We start from the raw sequence: 12,479 nt of genomic DNA, 5'->3' as shown, positions 1-12,479 counted from the left end.
TTTTGCATGATTTCTCGTTTAGGTGAGTTACATAAGACGAATGTTATGCATTTGTCCTAACGCCATTGTTTGTAACTTTGCATTTATTTGACATTGAGTCTTATTTTGTTAATTAATGATAAAAAGGAGAAAATATGAAAGTATTAATTAAATTGAGTAATGACTGGCCTGAACATGTGAGTGGCAATCCAGTCCTTGATAAGTGGGTTCACAAGATTCCTTGGTCCGGCATCGAATGCTTTTTATTATGTGAAGATGGTAATGTTTATCAGTCATATATAAAAATGCCTTTTTCTGTAGAGATAAAAGAATTTCAACTTTTCAGGCATACACACATAGATGAAACTTCATTTATGATTGAAGAAATCAATGAATGGCCTGAAGGCGTTAACACAAGAAAAGGTTTTATATCAAAAATAGATAAAAGACATCCATATAATAAAAAAGAAAATGGCTGCTGGTATGTATCACCTGAAGGGAATGATGCAGTAATTATTTTTGATGCCCCTGAAATTCAGGAGCATAAAAATAGATATAAAGAGATGCCAATTATCTCATGCGAGGTCTTAAAGTAGACTTTAATTTTTCTTCAAGCTCGGCCTTTTTTAGCTGGGCTTCTTCTAAAGAACCATAAATCCCAACAATTTCCTGAGAAATAATATCGAACACGATATAAAGAGGGATTTCCTGAGTGATTTCCTCTCCTTCCCCGATTCTGTAAGTAAGTGTGGTGCTATGTGGAGTAATCAAGAAACGGTCTGTCATTTTTAAACCCTCTGATTTTATAAGACAAGGATTATGTCAGGGGGGCATCTGTTTTTCAAGTTCAATGAACGAGGTCAGTGCGGTAAAAACCATCTTATTTTGGGGGGAAACCCGGCGGTCTTAATTTTGGCCCATTGCGCTTACCAGATGAGAGTGTAGGTATGTAGTCTGGTGTGTTACTGGGTTGTTCAGATTTTTTCACACGACTTGGGAAACGATAAATTTCACCTGCCGCTGGTTTCGTGGCGCAGATCTCAGTTTGTTTTTGTTTTTCATCATTATTGAATTTAGCACGTTGTTCATATTCATTACGTGAAACATGACGGCCTAATACCTCATCAAAGACATAGTTTTCAGCAATACGTTTATCATGTTCTTCACTGATAAGATCATTTTGGGATTTGTTTGCTTTAGCCCATACAAACTTCTGCTTGAAAAAATCTATGACAAGAGTTGTGAAGCGTTTAAAAATATTATCCTGACGTGGAGTAGTCTGTTTCCTCTTAACACGTTCAGGGGCGCTTCTGGATGCCCTGTTTTGGTTTTGAGAGGAGGATATTTTCAGGATAGTATTTGTTCCAGAACCAGAAATACTGACTGATGGTTTCTTACCTGCAACGACCTTACTGACTTTTGTTTTATCACGGTAAGATTTGACTCCACGCATACGAGTATGAGGAGTTGGTGCTACCAGTAAAGGTTTTTGTTTTTCTGACGAAATCTCGGAGAGATTACGTTTTTCTTGATTTTGTTCTTCATTGGTGGAAGAGCTGGATCGCGTTTCTGGTAAAACAATTTCTTCTGGTTCAGCAAGAACAGACACGGTGAAGCTTCTGACATCAACAACAATTTCAAGGTCAAGTTCACTGAATGTTTTGTAGACTTCAACAGCTTCTTGTTTAGCAGCGTCACGAACAGCCTGTTCTGCGGCTCTTTGCTTCTGAGCAGCCTTACTACGCCATTTGGCACTGTGGATACGTTTCATCGCAGGGCGATTTGTTTCAGCGGCCTTGGCAAGCCATAACGCTTTTTCTTCATTATCTAAAGCTACTGCTGCATTTTCTAACGCTTCCTCATGCTGGGCCTGAAGAGAACGATGATCAATACGTTCTGATGAACCAGCAGCAGCAAGGTAGCTGTTAGCCATAGATGCCCATGACTCACGCCAAAGGACAGACATTTTTCTGTCGTTCCAGCTTCTTTCTTTTTTACCGAACCCATTTTTATCTATTGTCTTTAATGTCAACATAACGTGAGCATGAGGGTTATCGCTATCGAGATCGTGGAAAGCAATATCGGCAATCATGCCTTTATCAACGAAATTTTTCTGACAATATTCAAGAACAAGTTTTTTCTTGTCATCATTATTTAACTCAGCAGGAATAGCAACATCGAAATAACGGGCTGTTTGACCATTTTGCTGACGCTCGACCCGTTCTACTTCATTCCACAATGCTGTAGAGTCTTTTACGATATGTTCTGGAGCATTAACAGGTGCTAATATGAAATGCCCGCATAAATCAGTACGGCGGCTATAATCATAGGTATCACCTGTTCTTTCATCTGTGATTCTGCAACGAGCATGATAGGCAGCTTTCGCAACGGAAGATCTGCCCTCACTTCGTTTCACAATTTTAAAATCAAGATGAAAAATAGCCACTATATAATATAACCTCAATATAAATTTTAATATCAGACCAAAATATAAACCCTCAAATATAACTAAGCTGGTTTTAGTTTTTCGTAAGAAAAACTCTGGTGTTGACGTTGACCTTGTTTCCGAAGGAAACGGTGTTAGCCTGCGGCAGGCAACCGTCGGTAGACCCCACACGCTGCGTAGCAGTGTATAGGTGGGCATTGCTTTATTTTTATATCTCCTAAAGGAGCTAAAAATAACGACAATGTTTTAAGTTTTTCTGTAGTTAAATAATAACGCTAGTTTTAATGTCTGTGAAATTAACAGGGTAGGAATCGGATGAAAGGTTGAGGTAGGGGGATAATATTGAATATTTGGCTTTAGAGAACGCCCGCAAGGGCAAAAGTAGTATTTTTCCACCCGCCGTAAGGCGGGAAAGTGGAATTGAGATAAAATAGTGAAAATAACAGATGCTTTTATGTGTTGCACAATTCACAGGTTAAGGCCAAAAATTAGAGTTTAAAAACAACAGGTAAAATGTTTTTCATTGTTCTGATAAAATAAGTAACGGGGAGAGTATCAGGTATTTAACGTTAGTAGTTGCACTGGTCTGTGTTGCATAATTTATTTTGAGCTTACTGGCATCATATTTTTAAAACCACAACACCATTTTTTGTTGGGATAAATCCCATCATTAGCAGGGCAAGCCTGTCAGCAGGTTGATTGTTTGAAACAATCATACAGTGCTGCTTCAATATATATAACATAACGTTACCATATTATTTGACCTTTTCATTTTTTAATTGTATTGCAAGGAGTAATCATTAAATAACAAAAGGAAAAACAAATGACACATAAATACATTAACTTCATGGGGTTGGATTTCAATAAGGTAGCGGAGATGAAAAAATCGTTTACTGGGTTTGAGAAACGAATACAAATCAACAATGATAACTTTGACGATGAACTATTTTATTTTTGCTGTTTTATGGATTACTTTCTTGAGCGCCATGACAACGTATCTTTCCCTGCTTATTATAAATTTTGCGTTTCTCTGGATGCTTACCTGTATTCACTCATGTATCTCGAAGAAAACATCTCAATGACGAACTTAATCGGTTTCTTCCCCGGCAAACTGTTCTGGCATACTGTTGATAATGGAAATGATGATGTTTTTTATATACTTCTTTCATTTTATATGAATGAATGGAAAAAGGAGAAGAGTTCTGATGAGTAAACAGGGAGATGTTCATGAAGGTAATGATAAAAGCAGAAAGCCAAGATCAGAAAAAACCATTAAGCAAAAAATAGCATCAGCGCAGATGCGTTTGAATCGTCTCAAGACTAAAGAGAAATCTTTGTCCAAGAGTGCTGAGACACGCCTGAAGATCATTCTTGGGGCAGAGGTGGCTAAAGCTGTTGGCTGTAAAGTAGAAGATGTTGATAAGGAGTTTGTATTAGGCGTATTAATTCATTTTAAAAACCTTGGTGCTGATGATAAGGCAAGGCTCAAATTGCGAGGAAAAAGGTTTCTTGATGAATTGATTGGCAGGCAATAATAAATGCCTATATTCACAGTTATATCACCTTTATATATTCAATGGTGTTTAATTAATAAATTTATTTTGAATGTTTATTTGCGCCATGCTTAGTAGTCTCTTAAAGATTAATTCTGCCATATATTCTTTAAAAAAATAACTTGAAATGCCTATGTCACATAGGTAACATAGGTGTGAATGAATTTAAGAGATATATATATGGCTATCGGAAGATCTGGAAGGATCGTGTTACAAGTAGACCCTGAGTTAAAAAAGAAGCTTTACTCTATCTTAGCTATGGAGTCTATAACCCTTAAAGATTGGTTTACTTTAAAAGCGAAAGAGCAAATTGAAAATAAGAATAAAGAGAATGCGAAATGAAATTTAAAGCAGATCAGACAGCTCAAAAACTACGTGGTGGTTATTATACACCACAAAACATCGCTGACTTTACAACCAAATGGGTTCTTAATAACAAACCTAAAAGTATTCTAGAACCGAGTTGCGGTGATGGTGTATTCTTTCAGTCTCTATACAATAATAAATTTGACAAAAACACTAAAGTACAAGGTTATGAACTTTTCGATATAGAAGCTAAAAAATCTATGGAGTTGTGCAAATCCTTAGGTTTTTCAGACGTTGAAATCACAGAAGGTGATTTTCTGGAATGGGCAAAAGTTGCAATTCAGAAAAAAAATACTTCTTTCGATGCTATTATTGGCAACCCTCCCTTTATACGTTATCAATTCTTAGAGAAGGATTTCCAAGAAAATACTGAAGCAATTTTCAAATTGCTTGACTTAAAGTTTACTAAACATACAAATGCATGGGTGCCTTTTATTTTGTCTGGCGTTTCGCTCCTCAATCCCGGAGGACGTCTTGGCATGGTAATTCCATCAGAAATTATAAATGTAATGCATGCACAATCCTTGAGGACATTCTTGGGTGAGCATTGCTCTAAAATTGTAATTATTGATCCAAAAGAAATATGGTTCAGTGAAACCTTACAAGGCGCGGTCATTCTATTAGTTGAAAAGAAAATTAATCTGGATTGTGCATCACAAGGTGTCGGAATTAAAGGGGTCAGTGGCTTCGATTTTTTACAAAAAAATCCCGAAGATATATTCAACGAAACAAATACAATCAATGGTGATACCGTAAAAGGTAAGTGGACAAAAGCCGTCCTAGATAAAAATGAAGTTAACCTTCTTAATGAGATTATTAAACATCCAAACGTACACTCTTTTGATACTATAGCAAATGTTGAAGTGGGAATGGTCACAGGTGCCAATGAGTTTTTCCTCGTAAATAAAGATGTAGTTGACGCATTTGATTTAAGTGAGTTCACCCATCCAATGTTTGGAAGAAGTCAACATTGCCAAGGTGTTATATACGATGAGGTTCAACATTTAGCTAATATAGAGAATAAGCTTCCAGTTTATTTTTTATATTTTGATAAAGAATTTCATGAACTACCTAAAAAAACGCAAGAATACATTTTCAATGGTGAATTACAGGGCTTTCACAAGCGATATAAGTGCAGAATTCGAAAACCTTGGTATAAGGTTCCCTCTGTATTTAGCACAAAATTAGCTATGCTTAAACGATCTCATGATGCTCCAAGATTAATTTATAATCAATATCAAGCTTATACAACCGATACAGCCTATAGAATTAAACCTAAATCTAATATTAATGAGGAAAAATTGTCCTATTGTTTCCTCAATCCTTTAACTGCTATATTCGCAGAACTAGAGGGTCGTTCTTATGGTGGTGGCGTAATGGAGCTTGTCCCTTCTGAGATAAGGAAGCTGTTTATCCCTCTACCGGAAAAAATTGAGTTCGATTTATCTGAGTTAAATAACTCTATGATGAACAGATCCATGGAGCAAATTCTTGCAGAGCAAGGGAAGAAAATATTCTCTCACATGGGATATGATGACGAAGTAGTTGAAAAGTTAATACATGTTTGGAATAAGTTAAAAAATAGAAGGCAGCGAAGTTAGAAGTTTTAAAAGTGGCCCTATCATTAAATCAAAATTGATAGGGCTTCGATAATTACTCAACAGAAATTTGATATTTATTACCACCAATATGATATAAAATCATTGTTTTTCCTAGTAATTCTTCTCTTGAAATATAATTTTTAGCTTCTCCCCAATGGATCTGAGTAACACTATTATTTTGTTTATATGTTTTACTATCCGTTCTGCTGTCATGTGTTAACTTTAATTTAAAATCACCATAAGAAATCCCATTGACTATTATTTCAAAAATGGCTTCGGCTCTTTCCAAATGTTTTTTATTAGGATTGGTATCTATAACCCATGTTAGTTCGCTAAATAATTCATTTCTGAAATAATGTCGTTGGTCAATGTTGCTGAACAACCCTTTTTTGAAAAACATTGATCCTGTTGGATTTGTTTTTATAGCTGTCGGTATATTTAAATCTCTTCTTGTTAAAGGTTTACTTTTCCAGACCTCGCCCACATGATTTTCATTATGTGATATGTGGCTAGCAATGCTGGTTAATTGTTTTGTTTTAATAACCTTTGGGAATGCAGGAATAAATTTAGGGTTTTTAGTTTTTGTTTTACTTAGTATTAATGCTGAGTCTTTAATATCCTCATTTTCTAAAAAACCATCTTCATGTAAAAAATTTAATTCTTCCTTGCTATTAATTTTTTTTACATTGTTAGGATGGTTGTTTTTTAATAATTCAAAACTTGATTCAATCTTATCAGTTAAAATATCATAATTTGATGTTCCCTTTTCTAAAAAAACATGCGTGCTAATTTCTATATTTTCACTAAGCCCGGAATATGTTAAATTGGCACTGCCAGTGATAATATGTATGCCTTCGTTCTGAAAAGCGAGATATATTTTAGGGTGAAATATTCTCGATACTGTTCCCATATTTATTAAATATGGAGAAATACCACATCTAATGATCTCTTCTACCGCTTGCTTTGAGGTTACACCATTAGCAATACCAACGAATAGTTCAATTTTATCTTTGAACTTGGAGAGAGTCTCTTTGAGCAGATGCACTCCATTTTTTCTTGCAAATGCCACGCTAATTATAATCTTATTATTTTTTTCATCTGATAACACATTCTTTACTGAATGAATATGTTCATCTCCTAAAACCAAACCCTGTAGTAGTATATTTTTTAAAGTCATCTGCATTAACTCTATTTTATAATATGCTGTATCGTCCAACAGGGAAGAACTATAGAGTTCTCCCTGAAAACTCTAAGTGTCAATGTATTGAAATTAAAAAATCGAAGTTTTCATCGATGGCCTTGTATAGTTCGAGATCACACCCTACTAAATCACGACGCTGAATCAAATATTTGGCGTCATCCCAGTGCAATCCGGTTGTATAATTATTCTGGCCTGCTTCCCATGAAGGTTTATGACTTAATTTAAGCTTAAACGTACCTACCGATGTACCTTTTATTTGTAAATGGAAGGTTGCCTCAGCCATTTCCTTTCCATCAATTTCATACCATAGCAATCCAGAGAATACCTGATACCGGAAATATTCCGTTTGATCAATAACTTTACCATTGTCAGTATAGCCAGCCTGTGTAAGGCGTAACACGCCAGAAGCATGTCCTTGAACCAGCAGTTGCAGATCTCCCTCTGGGAGGTTTGGCTTTCTCCAGCATAAGTTGAATGACATTGTACGTATCTCCATGTAGTGTAGTCTACATATTTATATTAAAATTCCATCCGCTGCACAAGGTTTATTACATTTTTATTAGTGATTTTTTCTAAAGAAATTTCATTATTATCTATTCGCGAATTTTGAACATTAACTAGTTAATATACTAGTGCGCAAGTTCAAAAAATTTTTACATGAGGATTTTGTATCATTAAAAGGAGGCAAATATTTTTATCACAATAACAAGTATAAAAAACAACATAAATTATTGACGCTGATAAAAACATTTTTTTAAATAGAGCATTCTCAGCCGAATGCTGTTGACTAAAGTAATAAGGCCCAAGAATACGGGCCTCTAAGCAAGAAAAATAGGGATGAATCCTGATTTCTTCGTTTCACTTTTAAGCATTATTATGAGTTTATATTCTTCAAAATGCTTAAGTGATTGGCATTATCTTCTCAGCCAACTTTTTTATAACGTCCCTCAGTTTTTAAAATCGTATGGCCGTAATATCCCTTTACGGTTGGCATCAAGATAGTCAGCCCACCACTGAAGCATTAGCCTCCGCTCATCGAGATGTTCAGCAAGATGGATATAAGCAGCGCGAACGTTATTACGCTCCTGATGGCTCATCTGACGTTCAACAGCATCTTTTGACCATAAACCGGACTCGATCAAGGCACTGCAGGCCATAGAGCGGAAACCATGTCCACAAACTTCTGTTTTGGTGTCATAGCCCATTTTACGAAGCGCGTTGTTGATAGTGTTTTCACTCATGGGTTTATAGGCATAATGATCACCAATGAAGATGATTCCCTGATCGCCACTGAGCTTCTGAATTTCTCTCAGGGTTGCTATTGCCTGCTTGCTTAATGGGACAAGGTGAGGGGTTTTCATCTTAGAGCCACGGCTGGAGTGTTTCACCCCTTGAAGTTCGTCACGTTCTGCAGGTATCGTCCAGAGCGCATTTTTGAAATCAATTTCAGACCAACGGGCAAAACGCATCTCACTTGAACGGACAAAAGTCAGTAAAGTGAGTCGCACAGCAAGGCGGGTTAGCTGTCTTCCTCTATAGCTCTCAATACGGCTCAGAAGCTCTGTAATGCGTTCAAATGGAAGAGCGGGGCGATGGACTCGTTTCGCTGTTGCAATGGCTCCAGCTAAGTCCTGAGCAGGGTTACTATCGATAATACTGTTATGGACAGCATATCGCATGATAGCGGTGATACGTTGCTGGAGACGAGCAGCAATCTCAAGATGCCCGGACTTTTCAGCCGCCTTAATTGGTTGAAGTAGGTCACGGGTTTTGAGGTCGGTAATGTTTCGTTTACCAATAACAGGGAACACATGGTTGGTAAGGCTGTTCAGCACTCTCTCTGCGTGAGTTTCTGACCAGTTGATGTTGCTTGCATGCCAGTCTCTGGCAACGGACTCAAAAGCAAGAGCGCCGCTTTGCTCTACCTTTTCTGTTTTTTTCTTTTCGGAGGGGTCGATACCAGCAGCAATTAATCTTCTGGCATCATCTCTACGGTTACGGGCATCAGCAAGAGAGACCGCAGGGTAGACCCCAAGAGCCAGTAGCTTTTGTTTTCCTGCAAAGCGGTATTGTAGACGCCAGTATTTGGAGCCATTGGGATGAATAAGAAGATGCATGCCGTTGCCGTCAGTGAGCTTTACAGGCTTGTCGGCGGGCTTGGCATTTCTTACTTTAACATCAGTGAGAGCCATCGTTTACCCCTCCCTGTGATGGTACAAAATGTATCGAACTAACAATACCAACAGATATACCATCAAGGCAATGTGGATGTTGATGAATGTTAGTGAACGTCAGCGAGGGGGATAAAGTAGATAGTTTGTTGACTTTAAAAAGAAAAACGGACGTCAATGGACGTCCGTGTATGAATAAGTGGTGCCCGGACTCGGAATCGAACCAAGGACACGGGGATTTTCAATCCCCTGCTCTACCGACTGAGCTATCCGGGCAACGGGGCGCATTAAACCGTATTGGCCGGATGGCGTCAATCGCTTTCTGTCACAAAGCCGATCGGTTGCTCTATTTTCAGGCAGATAACCAAAAAGGGAGTGGCGCAGGGAGCCAACGCCACTCAATAAATATGCATATAAAACGTGTATTTATACCACTTTAAAATGCGTGATTTCTTGTTTTTAAATTAAATAACAATTAGTTATGCTTGGTTCAATAGGCGTTCAATCAAGACGATTCTTGCTTGAACCCCGCAACGAATCATGCAATCATTGCGCAAATTTTAGCACTCTCCGTTCCCTGACGGTGTTCCCGCTTCTTATAAGCCAGAGGGTTATTGGCATGACTGGTTTTGTTGCTCAAGCGCTGCTGCGCACCAGACATCTGACGCCGTCACCGTTCCGTCGTTGTTTCCTCCGCACGTCCTCCGCCCGAATACGCCTGCCGGCCATGCGGTAAGGCCGCCTGATGCTCGCTGTTAGGCATGCGTAAAGCCAGCGCTTCTGCCCTGATTTTACTGATGCCTGTCGGATGCTGCCAAGACCAGTTCCCCCGATAGCCGCCTGATGATCCCCCGATCATGAGCCGGTCACGCACGCCGCTTATGCTGCCGTGCCCGGGTATCGCTTTTACCGGGATAACCGCGTTATCTCATTACCGTGCCGGTGGCACACCCTCATCCTTCACCGTTTGAGAGTCAGCATGATGAAAGAATTGAAAATCGCGACCAGCGCCAGCCTGGTCGCCACCATTGAGACGCTGCGCCAGATCGTGCGCGTAGAGCAGACGGACTACACTGACGTGGCGGCGGTGGTGGTGTCGGTCGCCGACGTGGACGCCGGCATTCTGGCGCGCTTGCAGGCGACGGGGTTCGATATTCCGACCTTCGTGGCGGTGGAAGGGGACGAGCATCTTTCCCCGGATTATCTGCCGTTTGTCAGCGGGGTCTTCGCGCTGCTGGCCGGCGCCAGCAAGCCATTCTACATGGCGCAGCTGGAGGCCGCCGCCGACGCCTACGAGCAGGCGCTGCTGCCGCCGTTCTTCAAAACGCTGAAGACCTACGTCGAGATGGAAAACTCGACCTTTGCGTGCCCGGGGCATCAGGGCGGAGAGTTCTTCCGCAAACACCCGGCCGGCCGGCAGTTCTTCGATTTCTACGGTGAAACCCTGTTCCGTTCCGATATGTGCAACGCCGACGTCAAGCTGGGCGATCTGCTGATCCACGAAGGATCGGCCAAGGATGCGCAAAAGCACGCGGCGCGGGTGTTCAACGCCGATAAAACCTACTTCGTGCTCAACGGCACCTCGGCGGCCAACAAGGTGGTGACCAACGCGCTGCTGACCCGTGGCGATCTGGTGCTGTTCGATCGCAACAACCACAAATCCAACCACCACGGGGCGCTGATCCAGGCTGGGGCCACGCCGGTCTATCTGGAAACCGCCCGCAACCCGTTCGGTTTTATCGGCGGTATCGATGCGCACTGCTTCGACGAACGCTACCTGCGCGAGCAGATCCGCGAAGTGGCGCCGGAGAAAGCCGCAGCGGCACGGCCGTTCCGGCTGGCGATCATTCAGCTCGGTACCTATGACGGCACGATTTACAACGCTCGCCAGGTGATCGACACCATCGGCCACCTGTGCGATTACATCCTGTTCGACTCCGCCTGGGTGGGCTACGAAGGCTTTATTCCGATGCTGAAAGAGTGCTCGCCGCTGCTGCTGGAGCTGGACGAGCACGATCCGGGCATTTTTGTCACCCAGTCGGTGCATAAACAGCAGGCGGGGTTCTCGCAGACCTCGCAGATCCACAAGAAAGACGACCATATCAAAGGGCAGAAGCGCCACTGCAACCATAAGCATCTGAACAATGCGTTCATGCTGCATGCGTCGACCAGCCCGTTCTATCCGCTGTTCGCCGCGCTGGACGTCAACGCCAAGATGCATGCCGGCGCCGCCGGACGTCGCATGTGGATGGACTGCGTCAAGCTGGGCATCGAGACGCGTAAACAGCTGCTCACGCGCTGCTCGCAGCTGAAGCCGTTTATTCCGTTGCAGGTGGCGGGCAAGGACTGGCAGGATTACGATACCGATCTGATTGCCAACGACGCGCGTTTCTTCACCTTCGTACCGGGGGAAACGTGGCACGGCTTTGAAGGCTATGCCCAGGATCAGTATCTGGTGGATCCGTGCAAGTTGCTGCTGACCACGCCGGGGATTGACGCCGCGACTGGCCAATACACCGAGTTCGGCGTGCCGGCCACCATTCTGGCCAACTTCCTGCGCGAGAACGGCATCGTGCCGGAGAAGTGCGATCTCAACTCGATCCTGTTCCTGCTGACTCCGGCGGAAAACCCGGCCAAGATGGAACAGCTGGTGGAGATGCTGGCGCAGTTCGAGCGCTATGTTGCAGAAGACGCGCCGCTGAGCGTGGTGCTGCCAACGGTATACCGCAAGAACGAGCAGCGCTATCGTGGCTACAGCATTCGCCGGCTGTGCCAGGAGATGCACGATCTGTACGTCAGCTTCGACGTCAAGCAGCTGCAAAAAGAGATGTTCCGCCAGGATCATTTCCCGCCGGTGGTGATGAACCCGCAGGACGCCAACGTGGAGTTTATCCGCGACAACGTCGAGCTGGTGCCGATCGGCCAGGCGGAAGGGCGCATCGCGGCGGAGGGGGCCTTGCCGTACCCGCCGGGCGTGCTGTGCGTGGTGCCGGGCGAAGTGTGGGGCGGCGCGGTGCAGCGCTATTTCCTGGCGTTGGAAGAGGGCATCAACCGCCTGCCGGGCTTCTCGCCGGAGCTGCAGGGGGTCTACATCGAGAAAAAAGATCACGGCTGGAAGCGCATCTTCGGCTATATGATCAAGCCATAGAAAAAGGGCCGGTT

The 12,479-nt window shown here is 42.2% G+C and carries 10 protein-coding genes, 1 tRNA gene and 1 pseudogene; 6 read left to right on the top strand and 6 right to left on the bottom strand.

Going from position 1 to position 12,479, the window contains the following annotated elements:
- Window positions 1-134: 134 nt before the first annotated feature.
- Window positions 135-374, top strand: a pseudogene (locus BVU99_RS25250) (hypothetical protein); the annotation flags it as partial.
- Between the two features lie 175 nt (window positions 375-549).
- Here the strand turns inward: BVU99_RS25250 and BVU99_RS00525 are convergent.
- Window positions 550-765, bottom strand: coding sequence for a hypothetical protein (locus BVU99_RS00525; RefSeq protein WP_000132147.1), 216 nt, complete (start codon window positions 763-765; stop codon window positions 550-552).
- A 94-nt stretch (window positions 766-859) separates the two neighbouring features.
- Window positions 860-2,425, bottom strand: a complete 1,566-nt coding sequence (mobQ, locus tag BVU99_RS00520; RefSeq protein ID WP_074196319.1) for a MobQ family relaxase — start codon at window positions 2,423-2,425, stop codon at window positions 860-862.
- Between the two features lie 823 nt (window positions 2,426-3,248).
- On the opposite strand from mobQ, the gene BVU99_RS00515 reads away from it, so the two are divergent.
- The 4 genes from BVU99_RS00515 (at window position 3,249) to BVU99_RS00505 (ending at window position 5,945) form a co-directional block, all read left to right on the top strand.
- Complete coding sequence (locus BVU99_RS00515) at window positions 3,249-3,638, top strand: hypothetical protein (RefSeq protein WP_000149058.1); 390 nt, start codon at window positions 3,249-3,251, stop codon at window positions 3,636-3,638.
- Window positions 3,631-3,960 (top strand): conjugal transfer protein TraD, encoded by a 330-nt coding sequence (locus tag BVU99_RS00510; protein ID WP_064185468.1) that lies wholly within the window; start codon window positions 3,631-3,633, stop codon window positions 3,958-3,960. The genes BVU99_RS00515 and BVU99_RS00510 overlap by 8 nt, the downstream gene beginning before the upstream one ends.
- A 225-nt stretch (window positions 3,961-4,185) precedes the next feature.
- Window positions 4,186-4,320, top strand: coding sequence for a hypothetical protein (locus BVU99_RS25340; protein ID WP_001440510.1), 135 nt, complete (start codon window positions 4,186-4,188; stop codon window positions 4,318-4,320).
- Complete coding sequence (locus BVU99_RS00505) at window positions 4,317-5,945, top strand: N-6 DNA methylase (RefSeq protein WP_000668949.1); 1,629 nt, start codon at window positions 4,317-4,319, stop codon at window positions 5,943-5,945. The genes BVU99_RS25340 and BVU99_RS00505 overlap by 4 nt, the downstream gene beginning before the upstream one ends.
- Before the next feature lie 52 nt (window positions 5,946-5,997).
- Here the strand turns inward: BVU99_RS00505 and BVU99_RS25245 are convergent, their stop codons facing one another.
- The 4 genes from BVU99_RS25245 to BVU99_RS00480 all read right to left on the bottom strand — a co-directional run bounded on the left by BVU99_RS25245 (window position 5,998) and on the right by BVU99_RS00480 (window position 9,593).
- Entirely contained in the window at window positions 5,998-7,122 is a 1,125-nt protein-coding gene (locus BVU99_RS25245) for a hypothetical protein (RefSeq protein ID WP_225322361.1), read from the bottom strand.
- 79 nt (window positions 7,123-7,201) lie between these two features.
- Window positions 7,202-7,627, bottom strand: coding sequence for a hypothetical protein (locus BVU99_RS00490; protein WP_242628040.1), 426 nt, complete (start codon window positions 7,625-7,627; stop codon window positions 7,202-7,204).
- A 466-nt stretch (window positions 7,628-8,093) separates the two neighbouring features.
- The gene (locus BVU99_RS00485) at window positions 8,094-9,338 is read right to left on the bottom strand and encodes an integrase arm-type DNA-binding domain-containing protein (protein WP_064185469.1); all 1,245 of its coding nucleotides are present in this window, start codon (window positions 9,336-9,338) and stop codon (window positions 8,094-8,096) included.
- Window positions 9,339-9,517: 179 nt separating this feature from the next.
- Window positions 9,518-9,593, bottom strand: a tRNA-Phe gene (locus tag BVU99_RS00480).
- Between the two features lie 706 nt (window positions 9,594-10,299).
- Here BVU99_RS00480 and speF point away from each other — a divergent pair.
- Window positions 10,300-12,465, top strand: a complete 2,166-nt coding sequence (gene speF, locus BVU99_RS00475) for an ornithine decarboxylase SpeF (protein WP_049208424.1) — start codon at window positions 10,300-10,302, stop codon at window positions 12,463-12,465.
- The last annotated feature ends 14 nt before the right edge of the window (window positions 12,466-12,479 follow it).

Source organism: Serratia sp. OLAL2 (genome assembly GCF_002752475.1).
GTDB classification, from domain to species: domain Bacteria; phylum Pseudomonadota; class Gammaproteobacteria; order Enterobacterales; family Enterobacteriaceae; genus Serratia; species Serratia bockelmannii.
Note: the sequence above shows the minus strand (reverse complement) of the source record. Positions and strands in the feature narration are given on the sequence as shown.